Here is a 17,076-nt window from a genome sequence, read left to right on the forward strand (position 1 = left end):
ACGCGATGAACGCCTTGAACCTGCTGCCGGTGTTCGTGGTCGGACTGGCCGGCAGCGTGCATTGCATCGGCATGTGCGGCGGCATCGTCGGCGCGCTGTCGGCCGCACCGGGGCGCGCGCGTCCATCGGCGCGCGTGATCCCCATCGTGCCCGCGGCGTTTGGCGCGCAGCCGACGGCGCTCGCCGGCGTCGACCTGCGCGCAGGCCAGGGCGCAGCCGCGGCCGCGGCCCCAGGCCGCGCGTCCGGCGCCGGTGCCGCCTTCGCCACAAGCCACGGTTCAGGCGCCGGCGCAGGCTCTATGCCAGGCGCCGGTACCACCGCCGGCGCCTTGCCCTGCGCGGAAGAGCGGCTTCCGGCAGGCGGGACGGCGCTGCGCATCCTGGCCTACAACACCGGCCGCATCGGCAGCTATATGCTGGCCGGCGCCATCGCCGGCGGGCTCGCCGGCGGTGCTGCCAGCCTGGCGCGGATCGCGGCCTGGCAGTCGGCCGCCTACTGGCTGGCCAACCTGATGCTGGTCGCCCTCGGCCTGTACCTGAGCGGCGCCTGGCGCGGCCTGGCGTACCTGGAGACGCTGGGCGGCAAGCTGTGGCGCAAGGTCACGCCCCTGCTGCGCCGCCTGCTGCCGATGGACACGCCATGGAAAGCCCTGGCGCTGGGCGGCCTGTGGGGCTGGGTGCCCTGCGCCATGGTGTACAGCGTGCTGCTGACCAGCGCCCTGAGCGGATCGCCCGCGCAAGGGGCCGCCGTCATGCTGGCCTTCGGCCTCGGCACGCTGCCGATGCTGGCCGCACTGGGCCTGCTTGGCGCGCAAGTGCGCCTGCAGCTGCAGCGGCGCGCCATACGCGTGGCCAGCGGCCTGCTGGTGCTCGCCTTCGGCCTGCTTGGCCTGCTGCGCGCCAGCGGCGCCGCCGCGCCGCTGCTGCAAGCGTTCGGCCTGCCCGACGCCGGCGCCCACGGCTGGCTCGACGCCTTCTGCGCCGGAGGCCAGCCATGATGCGCGACACGAGCGACACGAGCGACACGAGCGTCACCGCGCGGCCCCATCGCCCGGCCGACGCCGCCACACAGGCGGCACGCGCCGCCTCTTCCGCACCGCCCATCTCCGCCTCATCCGCGTCATCCGCCTCATCCGCGTCACCCACCGCGTCCGCCGCATCCGCCGCATCCGCCGCGCCGGCGGGCTTTGCCGCCACGACGGCATCTGCCGCATCGGGCACGTCCGCCGAGGCCGCTTGCTACCACTGCGGCCTGCCACTGCCGCGCGGTGTACGCTGGTCGGTACGCATCGATGGCGAGGAGCACGCCATGTGCTGCCCGGGCTGCGCCGCCGTCGCGCAAGCCATTGCCGATGCGGGCCAGGCGGATTACTACCGCGACCGCACCGGCTACGCCGCCAACGCCGCGCAGGCGCAACCGGTGCCGCCGGAACTGGCACTGTACGACAACGACGATCCGCGCTTCGCCCCCGGCGGCGGCAAGCGTGGCAAAGCCGGCCAGGACGGCGACGCCGAAGCGATACTGCTGGTGGAGGGCATACGCTGCGCCGCCTGCGTGTGGCTGATCGAACGCCGCCTGCTGCAGCTGCCCGGCGTGCGGCAAGCCAGCATGAATGTCGCCACCGAGCGCCTGCAGGTACGCTGGTGCAAAGCCCTGTGCAAGCCGGCCGACATCCTGGCCGCGCTGCACGGCATCGGCTACCGCGCCTGGCCCTATGAGGCCGCGCGCCACAGCAGGCAATTGCAGCAAGCCACACGCGCGCTGGGCCGCCAGCTCTTCGTCGCCGGCCTGGCCATGATGCAGGTCATGATGTACGTCGCCCCCGCCTACCTGGCCGACGACGGCACGCTGGACGACAACATGGCCGCGCTGATGCAGTGGGCCAGCCTGCTGCTGACGCTGCCCGCCGTCTGCTACTCGGCGCAGCCCTTCTTCCGTGGCGCCTGGCGCAGCCTGCGCGCCCGCGCGCCCGGCATGGACGTGCCGGTGACGCTGGGCATCGCCGCCGCGTTCGGCGCCAGCTGCCTGGCCACCTGGCGCGGCCGGGGCGAGGTCTACTACGACTCGGTGACCATGTTCATCTTCCTGCTGCTGTGCAGCCGCTACCTGGAGCTGGCGGCGCGGCGCAAGGCCTCGGCCGCGTTCGAGCGCATGCAGCATGCGCTGCCCGCCGCCGCTTCCCTGGTGGCGGACTGGCCATTGGGGCGCGGCGCCGGCACCGTGCCCGCATCGGTGCTGCGCGCGGGCCATGTCATCCTCGTCAAGCCCGGCGAGGCCTTCGCCGCCGACGGCAAGATCATTGAAGGCGCCACCTCGGTCGACCTGTCGCTGCTGACCGGCGAGAGCGCCCCGCAGCGCCTCGGACTGGGCGCAACCGTCCCCGGCGGCGCCATCAATGCCGGCCAGGCCGTGCTGGTGCGCGTCAGCAAGGCTGCCGGCGACAGCACGCTTGCCGGCCTGCTCAAGCTGGTCGAAAGGGCCGGCCAGGACAAACCCCGCATCGCACTCTGGGCCGACCGCGCCGCATCCTGGTTCGTGGCGGGGCTGCTGCTGTTCGCGCTCGGCGCCTACGCCTGGTGGAGCTGGTACGACGCCGCGCGCGCCTGGCCGGTGGCGATCGCCGTGCTGGTGGTGTCCTGCCCTTGCGCGCTGTCGCTGGCCACGCCGTCGGCGCTGGCCGCCGCCACCGACCGCCTGCTCGGCAAGGGCATATTGATCGTGCGTCCGCACGTGCTGGAAACGCTGCACCGCGCCACCCACGTCGTGTTCGACAAGACCGGCACGCTGACGCTGGGCAAACCTGCCGTCCAGCGCGTCGAAGCGCTGGGCCACGGCAGCGCCGGCGCCGCGCTGCAGATCGCCGCCGCGCTGGAAGCCGGCAGCGCCCATCCCATCGGCAGCGCCATCGCCGCCGCCGCGGCCGAGGCCAATGCGGTGGCGCGCTGGCATGCCAGCGATATGCGCGAAGAGCCAGGGCAAGGCCTGGAAGGCACGGTCCAGGGCCGCCGCTACCGCCTGGGCAGCGCGTCCTTTGTAGCCGGCATCGCCGGCCCCGCCAGCGGCACCATCCAGTCCGCTGTCTATCCCGGGGCCAGACCCCAGAGCGGGAAAAGCAGGCATGAACCCGGCGAGGACGAAGCGCCGGAAGCGGGGATGACGCCGGTCTATCTCGGCACCGGCGGCGAATGGGTCGCGCGCTTTCTGCTGAGCGATGCGCTGCGGCCGGACGCGCAGAAGACGGTCGACTATTTCCATGCGCAGGGCAAGCAGCTGGTGCTGCTCAGCGGCGACAGCGATGCCCTCACGCAGCGCGTGGCGCGCAGCCTGGGCATCGCGGTGGCGGCGGGAGAATTCCTGCCCGAGCAAAAGCTCGCTTTCGTGCAGGATATGCAACGGCAGGGCGCCGTGGTGGCCATGGTGGGCGACGGCATCAACGACGCGGCCGTCCTCAACGCCGCCGACGTTTCTTTCGCCATGGGTAGCGGCGCCGCGCTGGCGCAGGCCCACGCGGACACGGTGCTGATGAATGGCCAGCTCGGCGCCGTGGCCGACACCGCGCGCGCCGCAGCCGCGACCATGCGCGTGATCCGCCAGAACCTGGCCTGGGCGACGCTGTACAACGTCGCCGCGATACCGGCCGCCGCACTGGGCTATCTGAACCCCTGGCTGTCCGGCGCGGGCATGGCGCTCAGCTCCGCCGTGGTGGTCGTCAACGCCTTGCGCCTGCGCCGGGAGAAATGATGGAAGCCTTATATTTGCTGGTCCCCTTGAGCGTCGCCCTGGTTTTCGGCGCGCTGTGGGTGTTCTTCAAAGCGTCCGATGACGGCCAGTTCGACGACCTGGTCGGACCCGCGCTGCGCGTGCTGCAGGACGACGACTCGTAGCCCGTCTGGTTCGGGCAATTTTGATCCACATCAAAGTTTTTTAGTGTCCACCCACGTAACCTTTGAGCCACATCATCAAAGCGTTCTCGGGAGAACACAAAGTGGATCATACAGATCAAGCACGGAATCACCACAAGGCGTACAACTACAAGATCGTGAAGCAGTTCGCGATCGCCACCGTCGTCTGGGGCATCGTGGGCATGCTGGTCGGCGTCATCATCGCCGCGCAGCTGGCCTGGCCGGCCCTGAACCTGGACGTGCCCTGGCTGACCTACGGCCGTTTGCGGCCGCTGCACACCAACGCCGTCATTTTCGCCTTCGGCATCTCCGGCCTGTTCGCCACCTCCTACTACGTGGTGCAGCGCACCTGCCAGGTGCGCCTGTTCTCGGACAAGCTGGCCGCCTTCACCTTCTGGGGCTGGCAGGCGGTGATACTGAGCGCGGTCGTCACGCTGCCGATGGGCTACACGCGCGGCAAGGAATACGCCGAGCTGGAATGGCCCATCACCATCCTGATCGCCCTGGTGTGGGTGGCCTACGCGGTGGTGTTCTTCGGCACCATCATCAAGCGCAAGGTGGAACACATCTACGTGGCCAACTGGTTCTTCGGCGGCTACATACTGGCCGTGACCTTGCTGCACGTGGTGAACGGCATCAGCATGCCGGCCTCGATGTGGAAATCCTACTCCGCCTACACCGGCGTGCAGGACGCGATGATCCAGTGGTGGTACGGACATAACGCGGTGGGCTTCATCCTGACCGCCGGCTACCTGGGCATGGTGTACTACTTCATCCCGAAACAGGCCGAGCGCCCCGTGTATTCCTACCGCCTGTCCATCGTCCACTTCTGGGCGCTGATCTTCACTTACATGTGGGCCGGCCCGCACCACCTGCACTACACCGCGCTGCCCGACTGGACCCAGTCGCTGGGCATGGTGTTTTCGCTGATCCTGCTGGCCCCGTCCTGGGGCGGCATGATCAACGGCATGATGACCTTGTCGGGCGCCTGGCACAAGCTGCGCACCGATCCCATCCTCAAGTTCATGATCGTCTCGCTGTCGTTCTACGGCATGGCCACCTTCGAGGGCCCGATGATGTCGATCAAGACCGTCAACGCGCTGTCGCACTACACCGACTGGGGCATCGCGCACGTCCATGGCGGCGCGCTGGGCTGGGTCGGCTTCATCACCATGGGCTCGATCTACTACCTGCTGCCGCGCCTGGCGGGCCGCAAGGAAATGTGGAGCGTGAAGCTGATCGACCTGCATTTCTGGGTCGCCACCATCGGCATCGTTCTCTACATTGCCGCGATGTGGATCGCCGGCGTGATGCAGGGCCTGATGTGGCGCGCGGTGAACCCCGACGGCACGCTGACCTACACCTTCGTCGAGAGCGTGAAGGCGACCTATCCCTACTACGTGGTGCGCTTCGGCGGCGGCCTGCTGTACCTGAGCGGCATGTGCGTGATGGGCTACAACACCTGGATGACGCTGCGCGGCCGCGACGCCGTCACCGCCCGCATCCCCGAGCTGAAGGCCGCCTGAATTTCAGCGCTGAGTTTCAGCACAATGACTACGGAGCTAAGAAATGAAATTTTCGCATGAATGGATAGAGAAGAACCCCTGGCTGCTGATCGTGCTGGTGACGCTGGTGGTGTCGGTCGGCGGCGCGGTGGAAATCGTTCCGCTGTTCTTCCAGAAGTCCACCACCGAACCGGTCGCAGGCCTGAAGCCGTACAGCCCGCTGCGGCTGGCGGGGCGCGACGTGTATGTGCGCGAAGGCTGCTACAACTGCCACTCGCAGATGATACGGCCGTTCCGCGCCGAGACGGAACGCTACGGCCATTATTCCGTGGCCGGCGAATTCGTCTACGACAGGCCTTTCCAGTGGGGCTCCAAGCGCACCGGCCCGGACCTGGCACGCGTGGGCGGGCGCTACAGCGACGAATGGCACCGCACCCACCTGGGCAACCCGCGCGACGTGGTACCGGAATCGAATATGCCGAACTACCCGTGGCTGGCCAGGACCGCGCTCAAGCCGGCCGACATCGTACCCAAGCTGCGCGCATTGCAGCGCCTGGGCGACCCGTACTCGGACGCCGAGGTCCAGGCCGCGCCGGCCGAACTGGAAGGCAAAACCGAAGAAGATGCCCTGATCGCCTACCTGCAAGGCCTGGGCACGCAGATCAAGACGAGGAACTGACATGGATACCCTGTTTGAAAACGCCAGCCGCGCGATGACCGTCGTATCGTTCATCACCTTCCTGGGCATCGTCGCCTGGGCTTATGCGCGGCGCAACCAGGCCGCCTTCGCGCAGGCCGCGCAACTGCCGTTCGCCGACGAGGAGAAGGACCATGTCTGACTTCACGAGCAGCTTCTGGAACATCTACATCGCCCTGCTTACACTGCTGGGCGTGTTCGGCTGCGGCGTGCTGCTGTATTCGCAGTCCAGGCACAAGACCAAAGGCGGAGAACTGACCACCGGCCACGTGTGGGACGACGACCTGACCGAACTCAATACGCCCATGCCGCGCTGGTGGATGTGGCTGTTCTACATCACCATCGTGTTCGGCCTGGGCTATCTGTACCTGTATCCCGGCCTGGGCGACTATGCCGGCAAACTGGGATGGCAGTCCGGCGGCCAGTACGGCGCGGAACTGAAGAAGGCGGAGGCCGAGTACGGCCCGCTGTTCAGCCAGTACCTCAAGCAGGACTTGAAAGCGGTGGCGGCCGATCCCAAGGCGCAGGCCATCGGCGAGCGCCTGTTCCTGACCTACTGCGCGCAGTGCCACGGTTCCGACGCACGCGGCAACAAGGGCTTTCCCAACCTGACCGACCAGGACTGGCTGCACGGCGGCACGCCGGAAATCATCAAGACCACCATCATGAACGGCCGCCACGGCGTGATGCCGCCCATGGGCGCCGCGCTCGGCTCGGACAAGGATGTGGAGAACGTGGCGCACTATGTCCTGAGCCTGTCCGGCGCCACCGCCGATCCGATCAAGGTGGTCTTCGGCAAGAGCAAATTCAACGCCTGCATGGGCTGCCATACCGGCGCCGGCACCGGCAACCAGGCGCTGGGCGCGCCCAACCTGACGGACAAGGTATGGCTGTTCGGCGGCAGCGCCGAGACCATCATGGAAACCATCAACAAGGGCCGCAACAACACCATGCCGGCCTTCGGCGAATTCCTCGGCGAGGGCAAGGTGCACGTGCTGTCGGCCTATGTGTGGGGCCTGTCGAACCAGGGCAACCAGGGCAACAAAGATGAACGCGCCGTCGCAAGTCATTAACATGTACGCCGCCCGCGAGGAGATCTATCCTCGCGAGACGGCGGGCCGCTACGCCAGCCTGCGCTGGGTCTGCGTCTGGCTCACGCAACTGGCCTTCTACGGCACTCCGTGGCTGGGCTGGAACGGCCGCCAGGCATTGCTGTTCGACCTGGCGGCGCGCAAGTTCTACATCTTCGGCCTGGTGCTGTGGCCGCAGGACTTCATCTACCTGGCGGCGCTGCTCATCATTTGCGCCTACCTGCTGTTCCTGGCCACGGCCATCGCCGGCCGCGTATGGTGCGGCTTCGCCTGCCCGCAGACGGTGTACACCGAGATCTTCCTGTGGATAGAACGCAGGTTCGAAGGCACGCGCAGCGCCCAGATGCGCCTGGCGAAGCAAGGGCCCAGCTTCAACAAAGCCTGGCGCAAGGGCGGCAAGCACCTGGCCTGGGGCGCCGTGGCGCTGTGGACCGGCTACACCTTCGTCGGTTACTTCACGCCGGTCAAAGCGCTGGCGCTGGAGGCGCTGCAGCTGAGTTTCGGTCCGTGGGAATGGTTCTGGGTGCTGTTCTACAGCCTGGCCACCTACGGCAACGCGGGCTGGCTGCGCGAGCAGGTGTGCAAATACATGTGCCCCTACGCCCGCTTCCAGAGTTCGATGTTCGACCGCGACACCCTGATCATCACCTACAACGCAAAACGCGGCGAGCCGCGCGGCCCTCTGGGAAAAAAGGCGGCGAACGGCGCAGGGGGCGCCGGCGGCAGCTGCATCGACTGTTCCATGTGCGTGCAGGTTTGCCCGGTCGGCATCGACATCCGCAAGGGCCTGCAGTACGAATGCATAGGCTGCGCCGCCTGCGTGGACGCCTGCAACGGCGTGATGGACAAGACCGGCCAGCCGCGCGGGCTGATCCTCTACAGCACCGACCACGCGCTGGCCGAAGGCTACACGCCGGCGCAGATCCGCCGCCACGCGCTGCGCCCGAGGGTGCTGGTGTACGCGGCCATCCTGGCCCTGATCGTGGGCGCCGTGGGTAGCGCGCTGTGGCTGCGCACACCCCTGAAGATGGACGTGATACGCGACCGGGGCGCCATGGGGCGCGAGGTGGAGGACGGCATGATAGAGAACGTCTACCGCCTGCAAATCATGAACACCTCGGAGCGGCAACACCGCTACCGTATCAGCGTCTCCGGCCTGCCCTCGCTGGCGCTGGTCACGCCCGCCGAGGTGGCGCTGGCCGGCACGGAGACGCGGGCCGTGCCGGTCCGCCTGCGGGCCGCACACGGCGATGGCGAAAAAGGCTCGAACAAGATAGCGATCGAACTGACGGCGCTGGACGATCCGGCGCTGCGGGTGAAGGAAAAAGCGGTATTCATCGTACCGCGCAGATGACAAGGAAAAGATGATGCAATCCCCTGCAATAAAGAAACCCAGGGACTCCGCGCCGCGGCCATGGTGGGAGCAGCGCTGGCCATGGCTGCTGATGCTGGGGCCCTTCATCGTGCTGCTGGCGGGCTTCTACACCGGCTGGCTGGCCTTCTCGCAAGCGGATGCGCTGGTGGCGGGCGACTACTACAAGCGCGGCAAGGCCATCAACCAGGACCTGCGGCGCGACAAGGCCGCCAGCGCGCTGGGCTTGTCCGCCGTGCTGCGTTACGACGTGGCGCGCGGCATCCTGACCGGGAAGATCGACAGCGCGCAGCACGCCGTTCCCCGGCGCGTGACACTGCGCCTGGCGCATGCCACGCAGCCGGCCAAGGACATCATGCTGGAATTGAAGCCCGCCGAGGACGGGGTTTTCGGCGCCGTGCTGCCGATGCTGGAGCGCAGCCGCTGGCAGGTGCTGCTGGAGAGCGGGCAGCGCGAGTGGCGCCTGGAAGGCAACTGGAACTGGCCGCTGCAGCGCGAAATCACCGTGCGGGCCGATTGACGAAGGTCAGCCGCAGCGGTCGGTGCCGGCCGTGATGGCCTTCAGGCGCGGCGGATCGAGCAGCTCGATTTCGCGGTTGCTCACCCTGAGCAAGCCTTCCTTCTTGAACCTGGACAGCAGGCGGCTGATGCTCTCGATGGTCAGCCCCAGGTAGTTGCCGATTTCCTCGCGCGACATGCGCAGCTGGAACTGGGTGGCCGAATAGCCGCGCGCCTCGTAGCGCGAGGACAGGTTGACGATGAAGGCGGCGAAACGCTGGGTGGCCTGCATATTGCCCAGCAACAACATCACGCTCTGCTCGCGCGTGATCTCCTGGCTCATCATGCGATGGAAATGGCGCAGCAAGGTTGGCATATCGGCCAGCAATTGCTGCAGGCTGGAGAACGGTATCTCGCACACCTCGCTGTCTTCCAGCGCCAGGGCGTTGCAGTGGTGGCGGTCGGTGCTGATGGCGTCCATGCCGAGCAGCTCGCCGGCCATCTGGAAGCCGGTGATCTGCTCGGCGCCGTCCGGGTTCACCTGGTAGGTCTTGAAATGGCCGAGACGGATCGCATACAGGCTGGTAAAGGCGTCGCCGATGCGGAACAGCGTGCCGCCGCGCGGCACCTTGCGGCGGCGGCCGATGATCTGGTCCAGGCGTTCCATGTCGGCTTCGCCCAGTCCCATCGGCAGGCAAAGCTGGTGCATGCTGCAGGTGGCGCAGCTGGCGCGCAGCACGTCGACCGTCATGCCGGGGATGGTCAGGGAGGGCAGCTCGATACTCATGCGTCCAGTGTAATCGATCCCGCCCTGCCGCACGCCTAATCCGCAGTCAGGCGATCAGGTATTCCCGCGCCATCTGGCGCGCGCGGTGCAAACGGCTTTTCGCCGCCGGCACGCTCAGGCCCAGTTCCGCGGCGATTTCGGCGATGCTCATCTCGGCGAAGTCGCGCAGCAAGATCGCCTGGCGGTAGTCGGCCGGCAACGACTCAAGCGTCTGCACCAGGTCCAGGCGCAGCCCGGCCGTGTCCTGCGCGGCCAGCCACTGCTCGGCGCGCTCTTCGTCGTAGGGGTCGTAGTTGAGCGCGATCCGCCCCAGGCGGCGGCACTCGCGCTGCACCACCTTGAACATCCAGCCGGAGAAGGCCGCCAGCACGCGCAAGGAAGCCAGGCGGCGCGACAGTACCAGCAGCGCTTCCTGCACCGCGTCGTCGATGTCGCCGGCCAGGCAGGAGCGCCGGGCGTAGCGGCGGATATCGGGCTGGCACAGGCGCAGCAACTGGGCCAGCGCGGCCGGATCGCCGCCGTGGGCGGCGTCCAGCACAGGCCAATGTGTTTCAGAGAGTGCCATTCTTTTTCACTTTATCGAGACGGCGCCCAAACATGGCGCACATGGGGCAGAAGCCGAACAAGCCCGTGGCCGCGATGCCGCCGGCCGATGCCGCCAGCAGGGCGCCGGCCATACCGCCAACGCCGAGCCAGGCGATAGCCGCCGCCAGCAGCCCGGCTGCCACGCGCAGCACGCGCTCGCCGCTTGTCACATTCTTAACATAGAACATTTTGCCCTCCTTTGGGATAGTTGGCTAGATGAGGACCAGCCTCCCCAGACCAGAGGCGGGCGCGCCGCATCTGGATTCGCCGCTTGCCGAATATTTTTCAAAATATTTTTCTTTTCCGGCCGGGCGGGTTAGGCTACGCCCATGACCGCCGCAAAAAAACCACCCCGTCCCCCCATCCTGGACCAGCACCTGTGCTTCAAGCTGTATTCGACATCGCTGAAGATGACGCAGCTGTACAAGCCCATGCTGGCCGAGCTTAATCTCACTTATCCACAATATCTGGTGATGGTGGTGCTGTGGGAGGAGGAGGGCGTGGGCATCAAGGACATCGCCCAGCGCCTGCAGCAGGACTCCGGCTCGATCACGCCGCTGGTCAAACGGCTGGAAGCCGAAGGCTATCTGCTGCGCGGGCGCGACCCACAGGATGAGCGCAACCGCGTGCTGACGCTGACGCAAAAGGGCAAGGATTTGCGCGCGGCCGGCCTGCGCGTGAGCGAGCGGATCGCCCACGCCTGCGCCATCACGCACCAGGACGTGGAGCAGTTGGCCAACGGACTTGATAAACTGAACAGCAATCTTTCCTGAATTGCCATTCCGCCGGTGTGCGGTGCGCCTTGCAAAAAGGCTACTTTGATAGGAGAATTCCCCAGCCCTCCCGACTAAGGACGACATGAAACCGCTCGGCATCAAAGTCAAGGTAGCACTGGCCACCAGCATCACGTCCGTCGTGATGGTGGCACTCGTGACAGTGGTGCAAATGCAGCGCATGCAGGAGGATTTCACGCGGGTGCTGTTCGCGCAGCAGACGGCGCTGATCAACCGCACTGCCGAGGAGCTCGACGACAAGCTCCACATGCTGCTCGGGATCATCGCGCTGTCGGCGCGGAACCAGCCGCTCGGCATCGCCCGCGACCCGGCCGCGCTGCGCGCCTACTACGCCGACCGCGCCGTCCTGTCGCTGTTCGACGACGTGCTGATCCTCGACCCCAAGGGCGAGGTGATCGCCGACTTGCCGGTGGTGCCGGGGCGGGTCGGCGTCAGCGCCAGCGACCGCGCCTATTTCAGGAAAGTGATGGCCACGCGCCAGCCGCTGATCGCCGAGCCGGTGCTCGGGCGCACCAGCAAACGGCCCATCGTGCAGATGGCCGCCCCCATCCTGGACCAGAAGGGCGAGGTGCAGGCGGTGCTGATCGGCGTGCTGCAGCTGTACAAGGACAATGTGCTGGGGCACCTGCGCACGGCCAAGGTGGGACGCACCGGCTATTACTTCGCCGTCACGCGCGCTGAAATACCGGTGTACGTGCTGTATCCCGACATGGCCCGCCTGATGAAGCCGCGCCCTTCCAACGCCAATCCCGCCACCACGCGCGCGCTGAACGAGGGCTTCGAGGGCACCGTCATCAGCACCAACAGCACCGGCCTGCGCGCACTGAACAGCTTCAAGGCGCTCAAATCGGTGGACTGGGTGCTGGCGGCCTCGCTGCCGGTGGAGGAGGCCTTCGAGCCCTTCGAAGGCATGCTGGCGCGGCTCGCCGGGTGGAGTTTCCTGGCCTCGCTGGCCGCGGCCGCGCTGATAGGCTGGCTGACCATGCGCCTGATGTCGCCGCTGGCGCAGCTGCGCGCCGCGATCCAGCAGATGCGCGGCAAGGATGGCGGCTTCACGCCGATACCGGTGCGCAACGAGGACGAGATCGGCGAACTGACCAGGGCCTTCAACAGCTTGATGCAGGAGCGCCAGACCGCCGACGCGCGCCTGCAGGACGTGATCGAGCTGGCGCCCAACGCCTTCGTGGTGGTCGACGAGGGCGGCCGCATCGAGACCTTCAACCGCCAGGCCGAGCGCTACTTCGGCTACCTGCGCCAGGAGGTGCTGGGCCAGCCGGTGGAAATGCTGCTGCCGCCGTCGCAGCGCGACGCGCACGCGGCGCTGCGGCAAGGCTTCGCGTCGACCCAGCTAACGCCCGAACCGGTGCGTATGGGCGTGGGCCGCACCCTGTTCGGTCAGCGCAAGGACAACAGCCGCTTCCCGGTCGAGATCGACCTGAGCGCGATCCGCACCAGCGCCGGCAACAAGGTGCTGGCCATGATTTCCGATATCACGGAACGCTACCGCCTGCGGCTGGAAGTGGAGGCGCGCGCCGCCGAACTGGAACAGGCGCGCGACCGCGCCGAAGCGGCCAACCGCGCCAAGAGCGACTTCGTGGCCAACATGAGCCACGAGATCCGCACACCGATGAATGCGGTGCTGGGCATGTCCTACCTGCTTGGCAACACCTCGCTGACGGCACAGCAGCGCAAATTCCTGTCCATGGTGCAGACTTCGGGCCAGACCCTGCTGGCGATCCTGAACGATGTGCTGGACTTCTCCAAGATCGAGGCGCGCCGCATGGAACTGGCGCCGACCGATTTCGACCTGGACGAGGTGATGAGCACCCTGGCCACAACGATGACGATGAACGCCGGCGACAAGGAGCTGGAACTGGCCATCGCGGTGGAGCCGGACGTGCCGCGCCTGCTGCACGGCGACGCGCTGCGCCTGCAGCAAATCCTGGTCAACCTGGCCAGCAATGCCATCAAGTTCACGCAGCAGGGCGAAGTTGTGGTGCGGGTCCACGTGACCGGGCGGGAAACGGTCAAGGAAGGCGCCAGGGCCACGCTGCGCTTCGAGGTGAGCGACACCGGCATCGGCATCGGCGAGGAGCACCTGAGCCAGCTGTTCAACGCCTTCACGCAGGGCGACGAAAGCATCACGCGGCGCTTCGGCGGAACCGGCCTGGGTCTGACCATCACCAAGCGCCTGATCAATCTGATGGGCGGCGACATCGCCGTCGACAGCGAGGTGGGGCAGGGCAGCCGCTTCTGGTTCAGCCTTCCTTTCGGAGTGCTGCCTCCGGCGGAGAAGCGCCAGCCGGCGCTGGGTCCCTTGCGCCTGCTGGTGGCGGACGACAGCGGCACCAGCCGCGACCTGGTAGGCAAGCTGATACGTGCCTGGGGCTGGGAGGCCGACGAGGTCGCGTCCGGGCAGGAGGCGATAGAGCGCTTCCGCACGCAGCAAGGGAGCGGTGCGCCGTACGACGTGGTGCTGGCGGACTGGCATATGCCGGGCATGGATGGCACAGCCATCGCCACGGCCATCCGCCAGGCATCAGGACCGGAGGCGCAGCCCATCGTGGTGATGGTGAACGCCTTCGCCCGCGACAAGCTGGAAGAGATTTCAGGCGCGGCGGAGGCGGACGTGGTGCTGGTCAAGCCGATCACCAGTTCCAGCCTGTTCGACGCCCTGCACCAGGCGCTGGTGGCCAAGACCGGCGGCGAGGATGGTTCGGCGCACCCGGCCAACATCGTCGACCGCTTGAAGGGTGTGCACTTCCTGCTGGTGGAGGACAATCTGCTGAACCAGGCGGTGGCACGCGGCATTCTGGAACTCGCAGGCGCCACGCTGGACGTGGTGGGTGATGGCCAACAGGCGGTCGACGTGATGCGCGCAGGTTCGAACCGCTACGACATCGTGCTGATGGACATGCAGATGCCGGTGCTGGACGGCTTCAGCGCGACCGCGATGCTGCGCCGTGAATTGAAACTGAGCTTGCCGGTGATCGCGATGACCGCCGGCGTACTCGCCTCCGAGCGCGACCGCTGCCTGGAGGCGGGCATCACCGATTTCATACCCAAGCCGGTGGTGGTGGAGGAAATGCTGGCGGTGATACAGCGCCACCTGCCGGGCATGCGCGGCGCGCACTCCGCGGCAGGATCGGCTGCGGGTGCAACTGCGGCTTCGGCTTCGGCTTCGGCTTCGGCTGCTGCTTCTGCCGGTGCCGATGCGGCCGCCGCCATGACGACTTCCATCCAGTCCCCCGCAGCCGGCGCCGAGCAGGTGTTCAGCATGGACAGCCTGATGCGCGTGATGGGCAAGGATCCGAAGGGACGCGCGGTCATGTTCAAGATGGTACGCGGCGCAGTCGCCGGCGGCATGCAGCCGATGGACGAAGCCGACCTGGCGCTGCGGGACGGGCGGCCGGCGGACGCCGCGCCGGTACTCCACAGCATGCGCGGCGCGATCGGCGTACTGGGCGCCAAGAAACTGATCCGCGCCACGCTGGACGCCGAAAGCGCGATCTCCGAGCGGCGCACGGCCGATCTGCCTGTGCTGTTCGCCGAAGTGCGCGAAGTGCTGGGCGCCACCCTGCAGGCGGCCGAGGACTGGCTGGAGCGCGAGGACCGCTAGGCGAAGCAATCACTTACGCGACCGCCGTGTCGGCAGGTTCCCGCGTGAGCTTGTTCGAAATCAACACACTATCGCGGCCGGCATAGACTTTGCGGAAGCGTAAGTATCCACCACGGCTCAATGCCCATGGCTCCCGGCCTTCCGTCAGCATGCGTGGTGTCTGACCGGTCCTGCTGTATTCGATCGCCGCTTGGCGCTTGTTTTCGAACAAGCGCCCCAGGACGCTGCTGCCCGCAGTGTTTCCGGCGCCGACCGAAGCGACCGTATCGAATATGCCAAGAAAATCAAACTGCACGTCAAAGCCTCCCAGCGTCATCGCACCGGCGCGGCCGCAAAGATGGACATCCAGTTTGCACAGGGCCATCAGCCAGTTCGTAAACGCACGGGCTTGTGTCGCCCCCCGCGAGAAGCCAAACGTGGAGATATAGATCATCACGACATGAGTTTGAATGGTTCTTTCCGATCTCTGCTTGCTCATAGTTGTTCTTGGTGCCGTCGAAAAAAAACCGAAGAATAGATTGGTCTTGCAGGAATCCGCCGGGACGCCAAGTTTGGGCTTTTCACGAACTTCCCAATGATCTTTAATGGTTTGAAGGTTTGTACCACCAAAGAACGTCTTTGCATCTGCGGCCGATATAAACCTGCCTGGGATGTGTTCGATCAATTTCGCAGTCATGGTCTCTGATCCTTCAAGCCTTGAACTTTTGCTTGTGCTTCGGCCAACCCGATTTGATATTTTTCTAGCAAAAATTCGCGGTATTTTTTGTCACCCGAACTCTTATATGATTGAATTGTTTCAGGAAACCGTTCCTTCGTTATGTTCCATACTTCCTCAGCATGCTTATCGGGCGACTTTGCTAACTCCTGTATCGACTCCTTGTAAGAATCCAATAGATCTTGCTCAATTTTGATGTATAGGTCCCACCGCGCCCGCTTGTACTCCAGCGACGGTATTGGCCACCCCTTAACTGTTCCGGGCCATTTCGCGTGATCCGGCTGAAAGTCGCTCGACACGAGGCTCAATGTGCCGTCTGCGCCACGCAATACCCACAGCTCACCGGGCTTGCCGTTCACGTACGGTGGCACCTCGACTATCTTCGTCTCCTTGACTTCGGGCAGGCTACCATCCGGTTTTTCCGCAAGCCAGTGCTTGCCGTTTATCTGGACCTTGATCCCTGCACGCCATTTCGCCGGCAGGGCATAGCAGCACATAGTGCCGCAGCGGCAAACGGCGCTATCAATTCACCACCACCAAAGTTCTTGTGATTTTCCGGGTCTACGATAATGAAGCTAAACTCCTGGCCAGTGTAGTTGACGCCGTGGATACTGACCGGCACGGTGTCTTTGGCGCAGCCTGTGAGCGCTGGCAAGGCGACCGCGCACAATGCCAATAGGCGTCGGCACCCTTGCGACGCAAGACTTTTTGACTTCATTTCAGATCCCATTCAAGATTCAAGCGCGGCAGCTTGCCGCCAGCTTTCCAGTTTTGCGCCCCCGTCAAGCAACATGTCTGCGTCTGCCAGGCAGGCCCCGCACCAGTCCACCCGCAAAGCGGGGTCAAGCGCCCCGACTTCCGCCGCCTTTAGTGCGCTGGACACGATGGCATGGCCGAGGGAAGACCGTTCAGGTACGAGACCCCGGTCAGCCAGCCGAACCAGCATTTCATCGGCTTCGCTGTCGCCGACCATACGCCCGAACTGCTGGTCACTCAATTCCGGGCTATCGTCCGCAATAGCGCTGTTCGTAGCTGGCAAAACCAGTTCACGCCATTCCCCATCTCTGCCAATATACGACCAATGCGACGCCGGCCCTGCCAACTGCCCTTGCTGCTCAAGTGCGAGGGCATTGAAAATCCCTGGCAGCCGCCGCGTGTCGGGAAATCGAAAATTGAACCGCTGCCCATCCGCATATACCACGCACCAGACGGATAACCGTGCCGTCAGCTCCGCCAGTGTTTCGGATGTCTCGATGGCGCTTACCATGGGCCAGCCGCTGCACTTGGATAGCAGTGTGGGCAATGTTTTCGCCGTCACATCATATGGCAGCAGAAATGGTGATACGTCCTTCGCAGCGTCGGAGCAGCCGGGCAAGGCCTTCGAACAGTAGCGCGACGGAACCGGGTGGCACGGCGTTGGCGACGCTGCGGCGAAGACCTGGCACAAATACGCCATCAAGCAGCAGGTACAGATGCGTTCCGCGCACGAGCTGTGCCGCACGTATATTCA

At 65.8% G+C, this 17,076-nt stretch carries 17 protein-coding genes; 11 read left to right on the forward strand and 6 right to left on the reverse strand.

What is annotated here, in order from left to right; all coding sequences use genetic code 11:
- Positions 1 to 5: 5 nt before the first annotated feature.
- The 9 genes from ACSQ8Y_RS24225 (at position 6) to ACSQ8Y_RS24265 (ending at position 9,088) form a co-directional block, all read left to right on the forward strand.
- The gene (locus ACSQ8Y_RS24225; RefSeq protein ID WP_436268958.1) at positions 6 to 998 is read left to right on the forward strand and encodes a sulfite exporter TauE/SafE family protein; all 993 of its coding nucleotides are present in this window, start codon (positions 6 to 8) and stop codon (positions 996 to 998) included.
- On the forward strand, positions 995 to 3,742 hold the full coding sequence (locus ACSQ8Y_RS24230; RefSeq protein WP_436268959.1) for a heavy metal translocating P-type ATPase: 2,748 nt from the start codon (positions 995 to 997) through the stop codon (positions 3,740 to 3,742). Before ACSQ8Y_RS24225 ends, ACSQ8Y_RS24230 begins: the two co-directional genes overlap by 4 nt.
- Positions 3,742 to 3,885 (forward strand): cbb3-type cytochrome oxidase assembly protein CcoS, encoded by a 144-nt coding sequence (ccoS, locus tag ACSQ8Y_RS24235; RefSeq protein WP_436269903.1) that lies wholly within the window; start codon positions 3,742 to 3,744, stop codon positions 3,883 to 3,885. The genes ACSQ8Y_RS24230 and ccoS overlap by 1 nt, the downstream gene beginning before the upstream one ends.
- 101 nt (positions 3,886 to 3,986) lie before the next feature.
- Positions 3,987 to 5,429, forward strand: coding sequence for a cytochrome-c oxidase, cbb3-type subunit I (gene ccoN / locus ACSQ8Y_RS24240; RefSeq protein WP_436268960.1), 1,443 nt, complete (start codon positions 3,987 to 3,989; stop codon positions 5,427 to 5,429).
- Between the two features lie 43 nt (positions 5,430 to 5,472).
- On the forward strand, positions 5,473 to 6,087 hold the full coding sequence (ccoO, locus tag ACSQ8Y_RS24245) for a cytochrome-c oxidase, cbb3-type subunit II (RefSeq protein ID WP_436268961.1): 615 nt from the start codon (positions 5,473 to 5,475) through the stop codon (positions 6,085 to 6,087).
- Position 6,088: 1 nt separating this feature from the next.
- Positions 6,089 to 6,247, forward strand: coding sequence for a cbb3-type cytochrome oxidase subunit 3 (locus ACSQ8Y_RS24250; protein WP_436268962.1), 159 nt, complete (start codon positions 6,089 to 6,091; stop codon positions 6,245 to 6,247).
- Positions 6,240 to 7,178: a cytochrome-c oxidase, cbb3-type subunit III gene (gene ccoP / locus ACSQ8Y_RS24255; protein ID WP_436268963.1), complete on the forward strand. Its 939-nt coding sequence runs from the start codon at positions 6,240 to 6,242 to the stop codon at positions 7,176 to 7,178. The genes ACSQ8Y_RS24250 and ccoP overlap by 8 nt, the downstream gene beginning before the upstream one ends.
- Positions 7,153 to 8,550: a cytochrome c oxidase accessory protein CcoG gene (ccoG, locus tag ACSQ8Y_RS24260; protein WP_436268964.1), complete on the forward strand. Its 1,398-nt coding sequence runs from the start codon at positions 7,153 to 7,155 to the stop codon at positions 8,548 to 8,550. The genes ccoP and ccoG overlap by 26 nt, the downstream gene beginning before the upstream one ends.
- Positions 8,551 to 8,560: 10 nt before the next feature.
- A complete protein-coding gene (locus tag ACSQ8Y_RS24265) occupies positions 8,561 to 9,088 on the forward strand; it encodes a FixH family protein (protein WP_436268965.1) in 528 nt (175 codons plus the stop codon).
- A gap of 6 nt (positions 9,089 to 9,094) precedes the next feature.
- On the opposite strand, the gene fnr is transcribed toward ACSQ8Y_RS24265, so the two are convergent.
- The 3 genes from fnr to ACSQ8Y_RS24280 are packed head-to-tail and all read right to left on the reverse strand — an operon-like array spanning position 9,095 to position 10,626.
- On the reverse strand, positions 9,095 to 9,853 hold the full coding sequence (gene fnr / locus ACSQ8Y_RS24270) for a fumarate/nitrate reduction transcriptional regulator Fnr (RefSeq protein ID WP_436268966.1): 759 nt from the start codon (positions 9,851 to 9,853) through the stop codon (positions 9,095 to 9,097).
- A 46-nt stretch (positions 9,854 to 9,899) separates the two neighbouring features.
- Entirely contained in the window at positions 9,900 to 10,418 is a 519-nt protein-coding gene (locus ACSQ8Y_RS24275; RefSeq protein ID WP_436268967.1) for an RNA polymerase sigma factor, read from the reverse strand.
- On the reverse strand, positions 10,405 to 10,626 hold the full coding sequence (locus ACSQ8Y_RS24280; RefSeq protein ID WP_436268968.1) for a YgaP-like transmembrane domain: 222 nt from the start codon (positions 10,624 to 10,626) through the stop codon (positions 10,405 to 10,407). Before ACSQ8Y_RS24280 ends, ACSQ8Y_RS24275 begins: the two co-directional genes overlap by 14 nt.
- Positions 10,627 to 10,767: 141 nt before the next feature.
- Here ACSQ8Y_RS24280 and ACSQ8Y_RS24285 point away from each other — a divergent pair, with 141 nt between their 5' ends.
- Together ACSQ8Y_RS24285 and ACSQ8Y_RS24290 are read left to right on the forward strand one after the other, a co-directional pair.
- On the forward strand, positions 10,768 to 11,211 hold the full coding sequence (locus ACSQ8Y_RS24285) for a MarR family winged helix-turn-helix transcriptional regulator (protein ID WP_436268969.1): 444 nt from the start codon (positions 10,768 to 10,770) through the stop codon (positions 11,209 to 11,211).
- An 85-nt stretch (positions 11,212 to 11,296) separates the two neighbouring features.
- Complete coding sequence (locus tag ACSQ8Y_RS24290; RefSeq protein ID WP_436268970.1) at positions 11,297 to 14,851, forward strand: response regulator; 3,555 nt, start codon at positions 11,297 to 11,299, stop codon at positions 14,849 to 14,851.
- A 13-nt stretch (positions 14,852 to 14,864) separates the two neighbouring features.
- Here the strand turns inward: ACSQ8Y_RS24290 and ACSQ8Y_RS24295 are convergent, their stop codons facing one another.
- From ACSQ8Y_RS24295 to ACSQ8Y_RS24305, 3 genes are all read right to left on the reverse strand, one after another.
- Positions 14,865 to 15,527 (reverse strand): hypothetical protein, encoded by a 663-nt coding sequence (locus tag ACSQ8Y_RS24295; RefSeq protein WP_436268971.1) that lies wholly within the window; start codon positions 15,525 to 15,527, stop codon positions 14,865 to 14,867.
- On the reverse strand, positions 15,524 to 16,063 hold the full coding sequence (locus tag ACSQ8Y_RS24300; RefSeq protein ID WP_436268972.1) for a DUF3304 domain-containing protein: 540 nt from the start codon (positions 16,061 to 16,063) through the stop codon (positions 15,524 to 15,526). Before ACSQ8Y_RS24300 ends, ACSQ8Y_RS24295 begins: the two co-directional genes overlap by 4 nt.
- Before the next feature lie 233 nt (positions 16,064 to 16,296).
- Positions 16,297 to 17,022 (reverse strand): DUF4123 domain-containing protein, encoded by a 726-nt coding sequence (locus ACSQ8Y_RS24305; protein ID WP_436269904.1) that lies wholly within the window; start codon positions 17,020 to 17,022, stop codon positions 16,297 to 16,299.
- Positions 17,023 to 17,076: the final 54 nt, after the last annotated feature.

Origin of the sequence: Pseudoduganella sp. LjRoot289 (assembly GCF_964252925.1) — a bacterium.
Taxonomy (GTDB): domain Bacteria; phylum Pseudomonadota; class Gammaproteobacteria; order Burkholderiales; family Burkholderiaceae_D; genus Rugamonas.